This window comes from Xanthomonas sp. LF07-6 (assembly GCF_034105445.1).
GTDB classification, from domain to species: domain Bacteria; phylum Pseudomonadota; class Gammaproteobacteria; order Xanthomonadales; family Xanthomonadaceae; genus Xanthomonas_A; species Xanthomonas_A sontii.
In genome coordinates this window covers 586,600-604,166 of sequence record NZ_JAXGGI010000001.1, presented here as the reverse complement: position 1 = coordinate 604,166, position 17,567 = coordinate 586,600, and the positions used below count along the sequence as shown (strand labels likewise).

The 17,567-nt window shown below is 69.8% G+C and carries 14 protein-coding genes; 12 read left to right on the top strand and 2 right to left on the bottom strand.

The window, feature by feature from the left end:
* Positions 1-73 precede the first annotated feature (73 nt).
* Positions 74-871, top strand: coding sequence for an SDR family oxidoreductase (locus SLW56_RS02445; protein WP_152236233.1), 798 nt, complete (start codon positions 74-76; stop codon positions 869-871).
* Positions 872-1,031: 160 nt separating this feature from the next.
* Here the strand turns inward: SLW56_RS02445 and SLW56_RS02440 are convergent, their stop codons facing one another.
* Positions 1,032-2,015 carry a LysR substrate-binding domain-containing protein gene (locus SLW56_RS02440; RefSeq protein WP_017915375.1) on the bottom strand — a complete coding sequence of 328 codons (984 nt, stop codon included), beginning with the start codon at positions 2,013-2,015 and terminating at the stop codon, positions 1,032-1,034.
* Positions 2,016-2,167: 152 nt separating this feature from the next.
* Between SLW56_RS02440 and araD1 the strand changes: the two genes are divergently transcribed.
* The 8 genes from araD1 (at position 2,168) to SLW56_RS02400 (ending at position 10,798) form a co-directional block, all read left to right on the top strand.
* Positions 2,168-3,175 carry an AraD1 family protein gene (gene araD1, locus SLW56_RS02435; protein ID WP_320694302.1) on the top strand — a complete coding sequence of 336 codons (1,008 nt, stop codon included), beginning with the start codon at positions 2,168-2,170 and terminating at the stop codon, positions 3,173-3,175.
* An 18-nt stretch (positions 3,176-3,193) separates the two neighbouring features.
* Positions 3,194-4,633: an aldehyde dehydrogenase family protein gene (locus tag SLW56_RS02430; RefSeq protein ID WP_320694301.1), complete on the top strand. Its 1,440-nt coding sequence runs from the start codon at positions 3,194-3,196 to the stop codon at positions 4,631-4,633.
* A 97-nt stretch (positions 4,634-4,730) separates the two neighbouring features.
* On the top strand, positions 4,731-5,723 hold the full coding sequence (locus SLW56_RS02425; RefSeq protein WP_320694300.1) for an ABC transporter substrate-binding protein: 993 nt from the start codon (positions 4,731-4,733) through the stop codon (positions 5,721-5,723).
* Positions 5,724-5,733: 10 nt separating this feature from the next.
* Positions 5,734-7,245 carry a sugar ABC transporter ATP-binding protein gene (locus SLW56_RS02420; RefSeq protein ID WP_295908370.1) on the top strand — a complete coding sequence of 504 codons (1,512 nt, stop codon included), beginning with the start codon at positions 5,734-5,736 and terminating at the stop codon, positions 7,243-7,245.
* Positions 7,242-8,297 carry an ABC transporter permease gene (locus SLW56_RS02415; protein WP_295908372.1) on the top strand — a complete coding sequence of 352 codons (1,056 nt, stop codon included), beginning with the start codon at positions 7,242-7,244 and terminating at the stop codon, positions 8,295-8,297. The genes SLW56_RS02420 and SLW56_RS02415 overlap by 4 nt, the downstream gene beginning before the upstream one ends.
* The gene (gene yjfF, locus SLW56_RS02410) at positions 8,294-9,319 is read left to right on the top strand and encodes a galactofuranose ABC transporter, permease protein YjfF (protein WP_295908374.1); all 1,026 of its coding nucleotides are present in this window, start codon (positions 8,294-8,296) and stop codon (positions 9,317-9,319) included. Before SLW56_RS02415 ends, yjfF begins: the two co-directional genes overlap by 4 nt.
* 46 nt (positions 9,320-9,365) lie before the next feature.
* On the top strand, positions 9,366-9,986 hold the full coding sequence (locus SLW56_RS02405; protein WP_295908380.1) for a glutathione S-transferase: 621 nt from the start codon (positions 9,366-9,368) through the stop codon (positions 9,984-9,986).
* A gap of 92 nt (positions 9,987-10,078) precedes the next feature.
* Complete coding sequence (locus SLW56_RS02400; RefSeq protein WP_320694299.1) at positions 10,079-10,798, top strand: hypothetical protein; 720 nt, start codon at positions 10,079-10,081, stop codon at positions 10,796-10,798.
* Positions 10,799-10,861: 63 nt separating this feature from the next.
* Here SLW56_RS02400 and SLW56_RS02395 read toward each other — a convergent pair whose 3' ends face one another.
* A complete protein-coding gene (locus tag SLW56_RS02395) occupies positions 10,862-12,127 on the bottom strand; it encodes a cation:proton antiporter (RefSeq protein ID WP_320694298.1) in 1,266 nt (421 codons plus the stop codon).
* Between the two features lie 176 nt (positions 12,128-12,303).
* Between SLW56_RS02395 and SLW56_RS02390 the strand changes: the two genes are divergently transcribed.
* From SLW56_RS02390 to fusA, 3 genes are all read left to right on the top strand, one after another.
* Positions 12,304-13,434, top strand: coding sequence for a membrane dipeptidase (locus SLW56_RS02390; protein WP_320694297.1), 1,131 nt, complete (start codon positions 12,304-12,306; stop codon positions 13,432-13,434).
* A 148-nt stretch (positions 13,435-13,582) separates the two neighbouring features.
* Positions 13,583-14,845 carry a glycosyl hydrolase family 28-related protein gene (locus SLW56_RS02385; RefSeq protein WP_267084566.1) on the top strand — a complete coding sequence of 421 codons (1,263 nt, stop codon included), beginning with the start codon at positions 13,583-13,585 and terminating at the stop codon, positions 14,843-14,845.
* Between the two features lie 558 nt (positions 14,846-15,403).
* A complete protein-coding gene (gene fusA, locus SLW56_RS02380; RefSeq protein ID WP_320694296.1) occupies positions 15,404-17,467 on the top strand; it encodes an elongation factor G in 2,064 nt (687 codons plus the stop codon).
* Positions 17,468-17,567 lie beyond the last annotated feature (100 nt).

Sequence of the window (17,567 nt, the reverse complement as noted above, 5' to 3'; positions counted from 1 at the left end):
AAAAATAGCAAATATCTCCGAATGGATATTTGTTTTCATATATCGAAATCCTATCCACCTAGAGCGAAACGGCATGGACAACTCGGCAAGCGCAGCGCCTTCCTCCCTCGGCAACGCAACCTATGGCAGCCTGCACGGGCGCCGCGTCTTCATCACCGGCGGTGGCTCCGGCATCGGCGCCGCGCTGGTCGAAGCCTTCGCCGCGCAGGGCGCGCAGGTGGCCTTCGTCGACGTCGCGGCCGAGGCCAGCGCCGCGCTGGCCGAGCGGCTGGCCGCGGCCGGCCTGACCGCGCCGTGGTGGCGTCGCTGCGACGTCACCGACGTGGCCGCGCTGCAGGCGGCGATCGGCGAGGCGGCGACCGAGCTGGGCGACTTCCACGTGCTGCTCAACAACGTCGGCAGCGACGACCGCCATGCGCTGGAGGCGGTGACCCCGGAGTACTGGGAGCGCTGCGTGTCGATCAACCAGCGTGCGGCGTTCTTCGCCATCCAGGCGGTGGTGCCGGGCATGCAGCGGCTGGGCGGCGGTTCCATCGTCAACCTCGGCTCCACCGGCTGGCAGAGCAAGACCGGCGGCTACCCGGTGTACGCCACCGCCAAGTCCTCGGTGAACGGCCTGACCCGCGGCCTGGCCCGCGACCTGGGCGCGGCGCGGATCCGCATCAACGTGCTGACCCCGGGCTGGGTGATGACCGAACGCCAGGTCACCCTGTGGCTGGACGAGGCCGGCGAGCGCGAACTGGCACGCAATCAGTGCCTGCCGGACAAGGTGATGCCGGAGGACATCGCGCGCATGGCGCTGTTCCTGGCCTCGGACGAGGCGCGCGCGATCACCGCGCAGGAGTTCGTGGTGGACGGCGGCTGGACCTGAGTGCGGTCGCGCGGCTGGGCGTCGCGGGGGCACCGGTTCGGGCAGGGCAACAGCGGAGGCGGTATCCGGCTTCGCTCGTCGGGGCTGAAGCCCCTCCCACAAACAGCCGGGCGCTGCTGCTGGGCGGCGCGTTGTGGGAGGGACTTCAGTCCCGACGCGATCAGCCGTCCGCAGGCAGCGACGGCGGGGTCGCCGTCACGGCGACGCCGTAGACCGTCGCCGCCGCCTCCTGCAGCGCCTGCAGCACGATCCGCGCGCCGGGCGACAGCAGCCAGTCGCGGCGGGTGATCAGGCCGAAGGCGTCCATGCGGCAGGACAGCGCCACCGGCACGATCGCCACGCTGCCGTGGTCGGCGAAATGCCGGGCCACGTCCTCCGGTACCACCGCCAGCGCGTCGCCATGCCGCAGCAACTGCGGCAGCACCACCAGCGCCGAGGTCTCGATCACCCGCTTGGGCGCCTCCAGCCCGGCGTTCTGGAACATCAGTTCGAAGCGGTGGCGCAACACGCTGCCGTCCGGCGGCACGATCCAAGGTGCCTCGGCCAGCACCGCCAGCGTCGGCGCCGGCGCCGCCAGCAGCGGATGGCCGGGGCGGGCGATGGCGCAGACCTTTTCCTCGGCCAGTGCCTGGTAGTGCAGGTGGCGCTTGTCGTGCCGCGCGAACAGACGCGCCACCACGATGTCCAGTTTGTTCTGTGCCAGTTGCTCCAGCAGCACGTCGCTGCCGTCCACGCGCAGGCTCACCCGCAGCAGCGGATGCTGCGCGCCGACCTGGGCCAGCGCCGACGGCAGCAGGCTCATCGCCGGCCCGGCGATCGCGCCGACGGCCACGCTGCCGGCATAGCCGGCCTTCAGCGCCTCGATCTCGGCGCCGGCCTCGCCCAGGCTGGCCAGGGCGATGCGCGCGTGGCGGATCATCGCCTCGCCGTACCAGGTGGCGCGCATGCCGCGCGGCAGGCGCTCGAACAGCGGCACCGCCAGCATGTCCTCCAGGTCCTTGAGCAGCTTGGAGGCGGCCGGCTGCGACATGTTCAAGGTCTCGGCAGCGCGGTGGATGTTGCCTTCCTCCTCGATCGCCAGCAGCAGCATCAATTGCCGGGTCTTCAGGCGGGCGCGGACGAACCAGGGCGGGGCGGCAGGCATGGCGCTCACAGCGATACGAATGTTCGTATACGTTAAGCCAAAACCGATATTTGTTGCATATAGGTCGTCCGGCCAGAATAGGTCGGGCGCATCGCGCCGCGCGTGTCCCGCGCCGCCCGCTGCGCGTCCGCATTCCGACAGGCGACCGATGCATGCGATTGATCCAGTTGCTCGATGACGCCGGCACGCCCGGCGTCGGTGTGGTGGAAGACGACGGCCGCCAGGTGCGGCTGCTGCGCGAGGTGGCGTCCACCTATGCGCTGGCCAACGCGGCGCTGGCCGCCGGCGCCAGACTGGAGGCGCAGGCGCAGCAGCTGCGCGGCGAGCGCGTGCTCGACTACGCCGCGCTGCTGGCCGCCGGCCGGGTGCTGCCGCCGCTGACCCATCCGGACCCGGCGCATTGCCGCGTCACCGGCACCGGCCTGACCCACCTGGGCAGCGCCGCCACCCGCGATGCCATGCACCAGAACCTGCAGCAGCAGGCGGCACAGGGCACGCTCACCGATTCGATGAAGATCTTCCAGCTCGGCGTGGACGGCGGCATCCCCCGCGACGGCCAGCCCGGCGCGCAGCCGGAATGGTTCTACAAGGGCGACGGCAGCAGCCTGGTCGCGCCGGGCGCGCCGCTGCCGTCGCCGGATTTCGCCCTGGACGGCGGCGAGGAGCCGGAACTGGTCGGGCTGTACGTGATCGGCGTCGACGGCGTGCCGTACCGGCTCGGCTTCGCGCTGGGCAACGAGTTCTCCGACCACGTCACCGAGCGCCAGAACTACCTGTACCTGGCCCATTCCAAGCTGCGTGCCTGCGCGGTCGGCCCGGAGCTGCGCTGCGGCCCGTTGCCGCGCGACCTGCGCGGGCACAGCCGCATCCGCCGCGGCGATGCGGTGATCTGGGAGAAGCCCTTCGTCACCGGCGAGGCCAACATGTGCCATTCGCTGGCCAATCTCGAATACCACCATTTCAAGTACGCCGCGCACCGCGTGCCCGGCGACGTGCACCTGCATTTCTTCGGTACCGCCACGCTGAGTTTTGCCGATGGCGTGCAGGCGCAGCCCGGCGACCGCTTCGAGATCGAACTGGCCGAGTTCGGCGCGGCGCTGGTCAATCCCTTGCAGCGCGTCGACAGCGGATTCGCCCTGGGCGGCGTGCGCGCGCTGTAGAACCGCACGGAGGTAGGCATGACCCGACGTTTCCAGAGCTACATCGACGGCCGCTGGGTGGCCGGCGACGATCTCGCCCCCGACGAGAATCCGTCCGACCTGTCGGCACCGGTCGGCGAAGCCGGCAGCCTCGACGCGGCCGCGGTGCGCGAGGCGATCGCCGCCGCCAACGTGGCGCAGTCGGCGTGGGCCGCGAGCACCCCGCAGCAGCGCGCCGACGCGCTGGACGCGGTCGGCAGCGAGATCCTGGCGCGCAAGCAGGAACTGGGCGCGCTGCTGGCCTCGGAAGAGGGCAAGACCTTGCCGGAGAGCATCGGCGAGGCGGCGCGCGCCGGGCAGATCTTCAAGTTCTTCGCCGGCGAGGCCCTGCGCATTCCCGGCGAGACGCTGGCCTCCACCCGGCCCGGGGTCAACGTCGAGATCACCCGCGAGCCGGTCGGCACGGTCGGCATCATCGCGCCGTGGAATTTTCCGCTGGCGATCCCGGCGTGGAAGATCGCGCCGGCGCTGGCCTACGGCAACACCGTGGTGTTCAAGCCGGCGGAGATCGTGCCCGGCTGTGCCTGGGCGCTGGCCGAGATCCTCAGCCGCGCCGGCCTGCCCGACGGCGCGTTCAACCTGGTGCTCGGCAGCGGCAGCACGGTCGGCCAGGCGCTGGTCGGCGAGCGCGGCATCGATGCGCTGAGCTTCACCGGCTCGGTGCCCACCGGCAACCGGCTGCTCAAGCAGGCCGCCGAGCGCGGGCTGAAGATCCAGTTGGAGATGGGCGGCAAGAATCCGCTGGTGGTGCTGGCCGATGCCGACCTGGACCTGGCGGCGGAGATCGCGGTCAACGGCGCCTACTTCTCCACCGGCCAGCGCTGCACTGCGTCGAGCCGGCTGATCGTCGAACGCGCGGTGCACGACGACTTCGTCGCGCGCGTGCGCACGCGCCTGGCCGCACTGAAGATCGGCCATGCGATGGAGCCGGGCGTGGACATCGGGCCGGTCGCCAGCGCCAGCCAGTTCGAACAGGACCGCGACTACCTGCGCATCGCCCGCGAGGAAGGCGCCGAACTGCTCTACGGCGGCGAGGCGCTGGAGTGCGCGCACCGCGGCTACTACCTGCGCCCGGCGCTGGTGGCCGCGCAGCCGCAGCACCGCATCGCCCGCGAGGAGGTGTTCGGCCCGGTCGCCGCGGTGCTGGTGGCCGACGACTACGAACACGCGCTGGCCCTGGCCAACGACACCGAGTTCGGCCTGTGCGCCGGCATCGCCACGCGCTCGCTGAAGCACGCCACGCATTTCAAGCGGCACGCGCAGGCGGGCATGGTGATGGTCAACCTGCCCACCGCCGGCGTCGACCCGCATGTCCCGTTCGGCGGACGCAAGGCCTCCAGCTACGGCCCGCGCGAGCAGGGCCGGTATGCGGTGGAGTTCTACACCACGGTCAAGACGGCTTACACATCCGCACCATGAACTGATCGAATCAGCGCACGCCTGCCTGGGAGGGTGGGCGGCGCGTCGCGGCCTCCGGGCCCGTCCGCCGCCAGCGTGCCATCAACGAGGAGGGGCTATGCACAAGCACACGTCGGGAATGCGGGCGCTGGGAATCGCGGCACTGCTGGGGATGGCGCTGGCCGCCTGTTCCGGCGGCGGCAAGGACGCTGGCAAGGCGCCCGGGCAACTCACCGTCGGTTTCAGCCAGGTCGGCGCCGAGAGCGAATGGCGCACCGCCAACACCGCTTCGATCAAGCAGGCCGTGGCCGATGCCGGCATGACGCTGAAGTTCTCCGACGCGCAGCAGAAGCAGGAGAACCAGATCAAGGCGCTGCGCTCGTTCATCGCCCAGCGCGTGGACGTGATCGCGTTTTCGCCGGTGGTGGAGTCGGGCTGGGAGACGGTGCTGCGCGAGGCCAAGGCCGCGAAGATCCCGGTGGTGCTGACCGACCGCGCGGTGAAGGTGTCCGACGACAGCCTGTACGTGACCCTGATCGGTTCGGATTTCGTCGAGGAAGGGCGCAAGGCGGCGCGCTGGCTGGTCGAGCGTTCGCCGCTGAAGGACGGCGACAAGCCGGTGCGCATCGTCGAACTGCAGGGCACGGTCGGCTCGGCGCCGGCGATCGATCGCATGAAGGGCTTCAAGGAGATCCTGGCGGCGCATCCGCGCTTCCAGATCGTGCGCTCGCAGAGCGGCGACTTCACCCGCGCCAAGGGCAAGGAAGTGATGGAGGCATTCCTGAAGTCGGAGGGGCGCAACATCGACGTGCTCTACGCGCACAACGACGACATGGCGATCGGCGCGATCCAGGCGATCGAGGAAGCCGGCCTGAAGCCGGGCAAGGACATCCTGGTGATCTCGGTGGACGGGGTGAAGGGCGCGTTCGAGGCGATGCAGGCCGGCAAGCTCAACGTCACCGTCGAGTGCAATCCGCTGCTGGGCCCGCAACTGGTGCAGGCCATCCGCGGCCTCAAGGCCGGCAAGCCGCTGCCCAAGCGCATCGTGGTGGAGGAGTCGGTGTACACCCAGGACCAGGCCGCGGCCGAACTGCCCAAGCGCAAGTACTGAGGCCGCGCGCATGCATCCGCTGGTGCTGGAGGCGCAGGGACTGAGCAAGGCCTATGCCGGCGTGGCCGCGCTGGAGGACGTGGCGCTGCGTTTGCGCGGCGGCGAGATCCACGCGTTGATGGGCCAGAACGGCGCCGGCAAGTCGACCCTGATCAAGCTGCTCACCGGCGTGACCGCCGCCGACGCCGGGCGCATCGTGCTGGATGGCGCGGTGGTCTCGCCGGCGTCGCCGCAGCAGGCGCAACGGCTCGGCATCAGCACCGTGTACCAGGAAGTGAACCTGTGCCCGAACCTGTCGGTGGCCGAGAACCTGTTCGCCGGCCGCTACCCGCTGCGCGGCTGGCTGCGGCGCATCGACTGGCGCCGGGTCGAGCGCGAGGCCGAGGCCGGCCTGCAGCGTTTGGGCATCGCCATCGACGTGCGGCGCGCGCTTGGCAGCTATCCGGTGGCGGTGCAGCAGATGGTGGCGATCGCGCGCGCGGTCGGCGTGTCGGCGCGGGTGCTGATCCTCGACGAACCCACCTCCAGCCTTGACGAAGGCGAGGTGGCCGAACTGTTCCGGGTGATGCGCGCGCTGCGCGATGGCGGCATGGCGATCCTGTTCGTCACCCACTTCCTGGACCAGGTGTACGCGGTGGCCGACCGCATCAGCGTGCTGCGCAACGGCCGCCTGGTCGGCGAGTACACGCCGGCGGAATTGCCGGCGCCGCAGCTGGTCGCGGCGATGGTCGGGCGCGCGCTCGACCCGGCCAGCGCCGCGGCAGCCGCGGTGCGCGCAGCCGCGCCCGAGGACGCTGCGCCGCTGCTGCAGGCGCAGGGTCTGGGCCGGCGCGGCCAGTTGCAGCCGGTCGACCTGCAACTGCGTCAAGGCCAGGTGCTGGGCCTGGCCGGCCTGCTCGGCGCCGGCCGCACCGAACTGGCGCGGTTGCTGTTCGGGCTGGACCGTGCCGATCGCGGCCGCGTGGCGATCGACGGCCGCGACGTGGCGCTGCGCGGCCCACCCGACGCGATCGCCCACGGCCTGGCGCTGTGCCCGGAAGAACGCAAGACCGAGGGTATCGTCGCCGAACTGTCGGTGCGCGAGAACATCGTGCTGGCCCTGCAGGCGCGCATGGGCCTGCGCCGGTTCCTGGCGCCGGCCGAGCAGCTGCGCATCGCGCAGGGCTACGTGGACGTGTTGGGCATCAAGACCGCCAGCCTGGAGACGCCGGTGGGGCTGCTGTCCGGCGGCAACCAGCAGAAGGTGGTGCTGGCGCGCTGGCTGGCGACGCGGCCGCGGCTGCTGATCCTGGACGAACCCACCCGCGGCATCGACATCGCCGCCAAGCAGGAGATCATGACCCGGATCCTGGCCCTGGCCCGCGAGGGCATGGCGGTGCTGTTCATCTCCGCCGAGGTCGCCGAGATCGCGCGCATCGCCGACCGCATCGCGGTGCTGCGCGAACGCCGCCTGGTCGGCGAACTGCCCGGCGGCTGCGGCGAGCGCGCGATCTTCGAGCTGATCGCTGGGAGCGCGGCATGAGCGCCGCCGCCACACCCGACGCCGCCGTGGCGCGCTGGCCGGAACGGCTGCGCACGCACCCGCTGTTCTGGCCGCTGGCGACGCTGGCCGTGCTGCTGCTCGGCAACGGCCTGTTCGATCCCGGCTTCCTGAGCCTGCAATGGCGCGACGGCCACCTGTACGGCAACCTGGTCGACATCGGCAACCGCGCCGCGCCGCTGGCGCTGGTGGCGATGGGCATGACCCTGGTGATCGCGGTGCGCGGCCTGGACATCTCGGTCGGCGCGGTGGTGGCGATCGCCGCGACGGTGGCGGCGTGGATGATCGGCGGCGGCGAACACAGCCGCTTCCCGCTGTGGGCGGTGCTGCTGGCACCGCTGCTGGTGGCGGCGCTGTGCGGGCTGTGGAACGGGTTGCTCGTGGTCAAGGTCGGCATGCAGCCGATCATCGCCACGCTGATCCTGATGGTGGCCGGGCGCGGCATCGCGCAGCTGATCGGCGACGGGCAGATCCTGACCATCTACTACCCGCCGTATTTCTACCTGGGCAACGGCTTCCTGCTCGGCCTGCCGTTCGCGCTGTTCGTGGTCGCGGCGGTGTTCGCCGCCTTGCAACTGCTGCTGGGGCGCACCGCGCTGGGGCTGTTCGTGCGCGCCATCGGCCACAACCCGCGCGCGGCGCGTGTGGCGGGCGTGCGTGCGCGGCTGATCGCGGTGCTGCTGTACGTGTTCTGCGCGTTCAGCGCCGGCCTGGCCGGGTTGCTGATCAGCTCCAACGTCAAGAGCGCCGACGCCAACAACGCCGGGCAACTGATGGAACTGGACGCGATCCTCGCGGTCACGCTCGGCGGCACGCTGCTCGATGGTGGCCGCTTCAGCCTGGCCGGCAGCGTGATCGGCGCGTTGATCATCCAGACTCTGACCGCGACCATCTACGCCTTCGGCGTGCCGGCGCAGGTCACCATGCTGATCAAGGCGCTGCTGGTGTTCGCGGTGATGCTGCTGCAATCGCCGCGCTTCCGCGCCAACCTGCGCGGCTGGATCCGGCGGCCGCCGCCGCAGGTGCGGCCATGAGCGCGGCGGCTCCACGCCTGGTTGGGTCCGGCCTGCGCAAGGCGGCGGGCATGCTGCAGGGCGCGCGCCTGCCGCTGGCGATCACCGTGGCGCTGTTCGTGGCCATGCTCGCGGCCGGCGGCGTGCTCTACGACGGCTTCCTGGCGCCGCAGGTGCTGGCCAATCTGCTGATCGACAACGCCTTCCTGTGCATTGCCGCGGTGGGCATGAGCCTGGTGATCCTCAGCGGCGGCATCGACCTGTCGGTGGGCGCGGTGCTGGCGTTCACCACCGTGCTGTCGGCATCGCTGGTCGAGCGCCACGGCTGGTCGCCGCTGGCGGCGATCCCGCTGGTGCTGCTGCTCGGCAGCGTCTTCGGTGCGTTCATGGGCCTGCTGATCCAGCGCTACCGCCTGCAGCCGTTCGTGGTGACCCTGGCCGGCATGTTCCTGGCGCGCGGCGCCAGTTACCTGATCAGCGTCGATTCGATCCCGATCACCGACCCGCTGTACACCGCGATCGCGCAGGCGCGGCTGCCGCTGGGCGGCGACGCGTCGCTGTCGATCGGTGCGTTGATCGCGCTGGCGATGGTGGCGCTGGGCATGTGGCTGACCCAATGCACCCGTTTCGGCCGCTGCGTGTACGCGCTCGGCGGCAGCGAGGCCTCTGCGCGGCTGATGGGCCTGCCGGTGGAGGCGACCCAGGTGCGCGTCTACGCCTTCAGCGGCTTCTGCTCGGCGCTGGCCGGGGTGGTGTGCACGTTCTACATGCTGTCCGGCTACAGCCTGCATGCGCAGGGCCTGGAGCTGGACGCCATCGCCGCGGTGGTGATCGGCGGCACGCTGCTGGCCGGCGGCAGCGGCTACGTGATCGGCACCCTGTTCGGCGTGCTGATCCTGGGCGCGATCCAGACCCTGATCGTGTTCGACGGCACGCTCAGCTCGTGGTGGACGCGCATCGTGATCGGTGGCCTGTTGCTGCTGTTCTGCCTGCTGCAGCGACTGCTGACCCGGCGCCTGCCGCAGGGTGCGGCGAGCGAGTGAGCGGCACGGCGGCGTAGAATTCGGCAACCGCAAGCGGAGCGCCGACATGCTGACCATCTGGGGCCGCCACAACTCGAGCAACGTGCGCAAGGTACTGTGGTGCGCGGAGGAGATCGGCCTGGCCTACACCTCCATCGAGGTCGGCGGCGCCTTCGGCGGCAACGATCAGCCAGCCTATCGCGCGCTCAATCCCAATGGCCTGGTGCCGGCGATCGAGGACGATGGCCTGGCGCTGTGGGAATCCAATGCCATCGTCCGCTACCTGGCCGCGCGCTACGCCCCGGGCACGCTGTACCCGCAGGACCCGGTGCTGCGCGCGCAGGGCGACAAGTGGATGGACTGGACCACCTCGCGCTTCGCCGGCGCCTTCCGCGATCTGTTCTGGGGTGTGCTGCGTACCGCGCCGGAACAGCGCGATGCAGCCAGGATCGCCGCCGCGCTGGAACAATCGGCCGAGCTGTTGCACACCGCCGACGCCGCACTGTCACAACAGCCCTGGCTGTCGGGCGAGCACTTCGCCATGGGCGACATCCCGCTGGGCAGCTTCGCCTATGCCTGGTTCGAGATGCCGATCGAACGTCCGGCGCTGCCGCACCTGCACGCCTGGTACCAACGTCTGCAGCAGCGCCCGGCCTATCGCAAGGGCGTGATGACGGCGCTGACCTGAGTGCGGCGTTTCCGGCGGGGGACGGTGCCGTTGCGGCGGCGGCCATGCCCGTGAACCGCTCGCTCCCACTTGACGGCAAGGAGCCGCCACCCGTGATCGAACCTCCCAAGATCGTGCTCTGCATTCCCGGCCCATGGCCGGATCGCGCGGACCTGCTCGCGCGCATCGTCCAGGACAGCGGCGGCTACCTGTTCGCCGGGCACGTGCTGATGCACATGGACAGCGGCCAGGCATGCGAACTGCAGTACGAACCGCACGATGCGCGCATGGCCGGCGCGTTCGCCGCCGCCGGCCCGCACTGGCGCTGCTCGGCCGACATGGCGCGCATCGGGACGCATGCGTCCGTCGTCTACCTGATCGGTGCCGGCGGCTCGCGGGTGCGTGCGGAGACGATGATGCGCGCAGCCGCGGCGTTGCTGGACGCCGGCGGCCTGGGGGTGAAGGTGGAAAGCAGCGGCGTCGCCCACAGCCCCGCCGACTGGCGGCAACTGTGCGCGGACCTGGCGCTAGGCAGCGCCCATCGCGCCTATGTGCTGAACATCACCGGCGAGCAGGTGCATTCCTGCGGCATGCACCAGTTCGGCATGAAGGACGCGATCGTCGCGGCGCAGGCGGCATCCGACCCGGTCGGCCTGCTGCACACCTTCACCTGCTACCTGTTCAACGAGGCGCCCGACGTGCGCGAGGGCCATACCTTCTCGGTCGCGGCGGACGCGCCGCGCTATCGGCTCCAGGCCGAGCCTTGTACCCAGTTCCAGTCCGGCGACCTGTTCGCCAATCCCTATGGACTGTGGCGGCTGACGCCGCTCTGACGCCGCGTCGCTTCCTGCATCCGTGTGCGGTGTAGGCGACGCGCCGCCGAACGCCTGCGCGCCTCAGGGTCTCCCGCCCGCCACCGCCGGCAGCGCGTCGTCGCCCGCGCGGCGCATCACCCAGTTGAACAGCGGGGTGGCCATCAGCGTGGAGGTGATGGCCATCAGCACCAGGATCGAGAACAGGCCCTGTTCGATCACCCCGGCCTGCAGGCCGATATTGATGATGATCAGCTCCATCAGCCCGCGCGCGTTCATCAGCGCGCCGATCGCCATCGCATTGCGGTTGGTCTCGCCGCTGATCCGCGCCGCCGCCCAGCAGGCGATGCCCTTGCCCAGGAACGAAGCCAGCAGCACCGCGCCGGCGGCCAGCAGGATCTGCGGGTCCAGCAGCACGCTCAGCTCGGTCTTGAGCCCGGAGAAGGTGAAGAACATCGGCAGCAGGAACACCACCACGAACGGCTGCAATTGCTCGCGCAGCTTTTCGGTCAGTGCGCCCTTGGGCAGGCAGGCGCCGAGCAGGAAACCGCCGAACACCGCGTGGATGCCGATCGCGTCCATCGCCCAGGCGCTGACGCAGAACAGCATCAGCACCACCGCCAGCACCCCGGCGCTCAGCGGCTGCTCGGGGCGCACGTGGTCGGCCAGGCGGCGCAGCCAGTGGCGGCCGACCAGCAGCATGAACAGCGCGTAGCCCACGCCGCCGCCGATCGCCAGATAGGCGCTGCCCCAGCTGCCGCCGAAGCTGGCCAGCACCAGCGCGAGGATGCACCAGGCCGCGGCGTCGTCGACCGCGCCGGCGGTCAACGCCAGCGTGCCCAGCGGGCTGCCGGTGAGGCCGCGCTCGTGGATGATCCGCGCCAGCATCGGGAACGCGGTGATGGCGATGGCCGCGCCCAGGAACAGCGACGCCTCCAGCAGCTTGGCCTTGGCCGAGAACAGCCCGGGCACGTGCAGCAGCCATGGCGCCAGCACGAAGGCGAGCACGAACGGCACGGCGATGCCGGCCAGCGACACGCCCATCGCGCTGCGGTAGCGCGTGCGGAAGTGCTCGCCACGGAAATCGGTGCCGACCAGGAACATGTACAGGCCCACGCCGAACTGCGCGGCCACGTACAGCATGTCCAGGGTCGGCTTGGGGAACAGCGCCTGCTGCAGGTCCGGCAGCAGCGCGCCGAACAGCGACGGCCCCAGCGCCACGCCGGCGATCATCTCGCCGACCACCTGCGGCTGGCCCAGGCGCCTGGCCAGCAGGCCGACCAGGCGGCACACCAGCAGGATCACCGCCGCCTGCAGAAAGAAATACACCGACATCTGCGGGGTGGTCATGGGCGGCCGTCCTGGAAGTGTCGGCGGATGATAGGAGGCCGTGGCGATGAAATCCATGCGGCCGCGCCTCACATGGTGGGGCGGGGCGCGTTTGCGGTATGGTGCCTGGCGCGCGCATGGCGCAGGCCGTACACGCATGCGGCCCGACACCGCAGGACGCACCGGGGAGCGAAGCGATGAGCAAGGGATGGACGCGGCGGCAATGCCTGGGCGCCGCTGTCGCGGGCGCAGTGGCCGGCGTGCTGCCCGGGGTCGCCATCGCGGGCGCCGCCGCTGCCCGTGCGCACGATGCCGACGCGCTGTACCGGCGTGCGTTGGTGCTCGACGCCAACGCCCTGGCCTCGATCGGGCAGGTATTCGATGGCCCGGATGCACCGCAGCTGTTGCAGCAATTGCGCGACTCCGGCGTGTCGGCGCTGAAGACCACGCTGGGCGGTGCGGCCGGCGACTTCGAGACCGCCGTGCAGGACATCGCCGCCGCGCAGGCGCTGGTCGAGCGCTATCCCGAGCATTTCCTCAAGGTGCTGCAGCCGGCCGACCTGCGCCGCGCCAAGCGCGAGGGGCGCGTCGCGCTGATCTTCTCCTTCGAATCGGCAGCGATGCTGGAGGACAAGCCCGCGCGCATCGACCTGTTCCGCCAGCTCGGGGTGCGGGTCATGCAACTGACCTACAACCGCACCACGCCGTTCGGCGTGGGCTGCCTGGACGGCGACACGGGCGGCGTCACCGCGCTCGGCCGCGACGCCATCGCGCGCATGAACCGGCTCGGCGTGGCGCTGGATCTCAGCCATTGCAACCTGCAGACCACCCGCGACGGCATTGCGCTGTCGCAGCGTCCGCCCGTCATCACCCATGCCGGTTGCGCCGCGGTGTTCGTGCATCCGCGCAACAAGCAGGACGCCGAACTGCGCGCGCTGGCCGACAAGGGCGGAGTGATGGGCGTGTACATGCTGCCGTTCCTGACCGAGGACAGCCGCCAGCCGCAGCTGGCCGACTACATGCGTCATTTGCAGCACGCCCTGGACGTGTGTGGCGAGGACCATGTCGGCATCGGCACCGACTCGCTGTTCTTCCCGATCACCGAGCAGGACCGGCGCGCCTTCGAGGAAGACCTGGTGCAGCGCCGTCGCGACGGCATCGGCGCCCCGGGCGAGAACCGTCTGCCCTATCTGCCCGACGCCAACACCCCGCGCAAGCTCGAACGCGTCGCCGACGCGCTGCTGCGCCAGGGCTACAGTGCCCGGGTCGCCGAAAAGGTGCTGGGAGCGAATTTCGAACGGGTGTTCGGCGATATCTGGAGTGTGTGACGCCGGCTGTCGCTGACAGCACATCGCTGGCTCACGGTGCGATCGCGGTCGTTGTCGGGTGCCGGCTGAAACGTTTTTGGGATCACATGTGATGCCTCCGATGCGGCTTTCTCCACAACGCCCTTTTTCACCAAAACGAGAGATGGACATGCAACAGAACTCGAATGGACAGCGTCCCCCGGCCGGAATGTCGCGCCGCGATTTTTCCCGCTTTGTGGGGCTGGGCGGCATGGCTGGGGTGGCGGCGCTGGCTGGCGTTGACGTGGCCGGCGCCAACACGACGCAGGCGGCGGCAACAGCTTCCCCGATCGTCAATGTCAAGGATTTCGGCGCAGTCGGCGATGGCGCGACGAACGACCAGCCGGCGATTCAGGCAGCCCTGGACAGCGTAGGGACAGATGGCGGCTATGTGTTCTTTCCCGCGGGCTCCTATCGTGTCGACTTTCCACTATTCGTCAAAAGCAAGGTCAACAGCGCGGCGGGCTTCGTGGTGGCCGGCTCCGGACAGAACTGCGCCATTCGTGCCGGCGAGAACTTCCCGGCCAACGTGGCCCTGGTCTACGTGCTCGGCGGCAACGCCGCGCTGTTCGATCTGGGGCTGGATGGCATGAACCGCGCGCAGAATGGCGTGGAATACGCGTACTCCGCACCGGACCGTCCCGACGACCGCACCATCCTGATCCGCGGCGTGGCGTTCTCGCGGTTCCTGTCCAACGGCTTTCACTGCGTCGGCGGCGAGGGCTACCAGATCCGCGAGTGCTTCTTCAATTCCATCGGCGACTATGCGGTCTACAACCGCGACGGCGGCATCAACTCGTTCGTCGAGGGCAATTACATGCTTGGTTGCGGGGGCGTCTATCTGGGCTCCACGTCGGCGCAGCCGGAGGGCGTCAGGATCGTCAACAACTCGATTCTCGCCTCGGCCGGTGCAGGCATTGGCGTCTACGTCGACCACGGCCTGGAGATCAACATTTCGCACAACGTGATCGATCAGGTCAAGGTGGCCTCGGTGCAGATCACCAATAACAGTTCCTATGTCAAATGCATCGGCAACTGGCTGTCCGGACCGCCCGGCACGGTGGTGTGCTCGTTGAGCCAGGATGCAAACTCGATCACCTTCGCCGACAACACCTTCGAGGGCGGCGATTTCCAGTTGTCGGTGGTCTCCGACACCGTCGGCCGCATCCACGACATCACCGTCCACAACAACATCTTCAACAATACGCGCGACACCGCGATGTTCTTCAACAACATTTCAAGGGTCAGCATCATCGGCAACCATTGCCGCTCCAGTGGCAAGGAATCCTTGTTCTGGGGCGCAGGCCAGTACGGCGTGGCGATGGGCAACGTGCTCTGGAAGGGCCCCAACGCCGCGGCCGGGTTGGTCCAGAACACCAATATCGGTTGGTGAGGCGCACGTCATGTCGGTGCCGGCAGAGGCATCTGCCGCACCGGCGCGACGATCGGGGCGGTCCAATTGAAATGTCCCGCCCCGTGGCGCCGGACGCGCATGCATGGCCGTGCGCTTCTGTACCGCTGGCAGTGCCTCCAGCCATGTCAGCGTTGCATGCAGCGCTTCTGACCGTTCCAACAGCACTGCGCCGCCCGCATTGACCGGGCCCTCGCACAGGTTCAGACTTGCGGCCACATTTGCACCCGAACGTCCACGCCACCATGGCCCACGCACCGCTGCTGATATTGCCAAACGCCCTGCGCGTCAGCGCAGGCCGGGTGCGCCTGCCTGAAGGAGTGGTCGACGCCGTGCGCTAACGCCGGCCATCGCCGATTCGCCGCAGACAAGCACCCGATGGGTGCTTTTTTATTGCCTGTTTTTCGCTGTTCCACCGTTCCGACACGCCAAGGAGAACGTGCCATGCACTACGCCGCCGAACCCGAAACCTAGCCGCATGCCCGCCTCGCCAACCGGGGCATGCGGCGTCCCCCGTGTTGGCAATGCGGAGTCTTTCTCATGAACACGAACACCCTTTCCCGCTGGCGCAATCTCGGCATCATCGCCCACATCGACGCCGGCAAGACCACCCTCACCGAACGCCTGTTGTGGGCCGCCGGTGCGATCCATCGTCTGGGCGAAGTCCACGACGGTGCCGCCACCACCGATTTCTCGGACATCGAACGTGCGCGCGGCATCAGCATCGGTGCGGCTGCGGTGCAGGTGCAGTGGGCACCGGCCGGGCAGCCGGCGCATCGCCTGACCCTGATCGATACCCCCGGACATATCGATTTCGCGATCGAGGTGGAACGCTCGCTGCGCGTACTCGACGGCGCGGTCGCGGTGTTCTCCGCGGTCGACGGCGTGCAGCCGCAATCCGAAACCGTGTGGCGGCAAGCACGCCGCCACGGCGTGCCGATGCTCGCGTTCGTCAACAAGATGGACCGTGCCGGTGCCTCGTTCGACGGCGTGCTGGCGCAGTTGCGCAGCAAGTTCGACGCGACGGTCTGGGCGGTCGGCGTACCGGTGTCGGGCGACTCCGGCTTCGACGGCTGGAGTGACTTGGTCGACGGTCGCCTGCTGAGCTGGGACGACGAGGGGCACCTGCATGCGCGCGCCTGGCAGGCCGAAGAGGCGGCCGCGTTCGCGGACGCACGCGAGCAGTTGATCGCCGCGGTGGCCGAGCACGACGAGGCGCTGGCGCAGGCCTATCTCGAGGAACGCGCGATCGACGCCGAGCTGCTGCGCGCCGCCTTGCGCCGGGCCACCCTGGCCGGCGCCGGCGTGCCGGTGCTGGCCGGCTCGGCGTTCAAGCGCAAGGGCATCGAGCCGTTGCTGGACGCGATCGTCGACTGGCTGCCGTCGCCGCTGGACCGCCCGCCGGTCGCCGCCCGCGCCGACACGGACACCGATGCCGGCGCCGAGGACGGACCCGACACCTTGCTGGCGCCGGATCCGTCCGGTCCGCTGGCGGCGCTGGTGTTCAAGTTCGCGCATACCGCGCAGGGGCCGTTGGCGTTCGTGCGTGTGTATTCGGGCACCTTGCGCGTCGGCGACACGGTGTGGACGTCGCATGCACGGCGTCCGCGCCGGGTCGGGCGGCTGGCGGTGGTGCAGGCGCAGCGCACCCACGACGTGGCGCAGGCGCAGGCCGGCGAGATCGTCGCCGTGCTCGGCTGGAAGGACGCGGTCAGCGGCGAGACGCTCAGCGGCGTGCAGGCACGGTGGGTGCTGGAACGCATTCGCACGCAACCGCCCGTGCTCGCGTGGCGGCTCGGCGCGGCCAATGCGACCGAGCTGGTGCGGCTGGGCCAGGGCCTGGCGCGGTTGGCGCAGGAGGATCCGTCCTTCCGCGTCGACAGCGATCCGGAGACCGGTGAAGCGGTGATCTGGGGCATGGGCGAGCTGCATCTGGAGGTGATGGTCGAGCGCTTGCGCAGCGAGTGGCACGTGGACGTGCGCACCGGCGCGCCGCGCGTTGCCTACCAGGAAACGCCGCGTGCGGCCGCGCTGGGCGTGGCGGCGCGGCTGTCCAAGCAGAACGGCGGCCAGGGCCAGTTCGCGCAGGTGGTGCTGGATGTGCTGCCACGTGCGGACGGTGCGGTCACCTTCGTCGACCGCAGCCGTGGCGGGGTGGTGCCGAAGGCCTTCGTCGCCGCCACCGAGAAGGGTGCGCGTGCGGCGCTGGCGCAAGGCCCGCTCGGCCATCCGGTGGTCGGCGTGGAGGTGGTGCTGGTCGATGGCCAGGCGCATGCGGTGGATTCGTCGGACCTGGCGTTCCAGCGCGCGGCTTCGGACGCGGTGAAGGCGGCGCTGGCGCAGGCCGGCACGCTGCTGCTGGAGCCGGTGATGGCGGTGGCGATCGATGCGCCTGCGCACAGCGTCGGCGACGTGCTCGGCGATCTGCAGCGGCGCGAGGGACGCGTCGTGGCGATCGAAGAGCGCGGCTCCCGTGCCGACGTGGTCGCGCAGGCGCCACTGGCGCAACTGCAGGCCTACGCCACGGCGTTGCGTTCGCTGACCCAGGGACGGGCATCGGCGAGCATGACCTTCGACGGCTATGCGCCGGTCAAGGCCGCGTGAGGCGCGTTGCCATCTGGCAATGCGGCAGGAGAACGAGGAGCCGGTTCGCCGGCTCCTCTTTTTTTGTCCGTGCTTGCGTCGACGCCGCGATCCAGGCTTC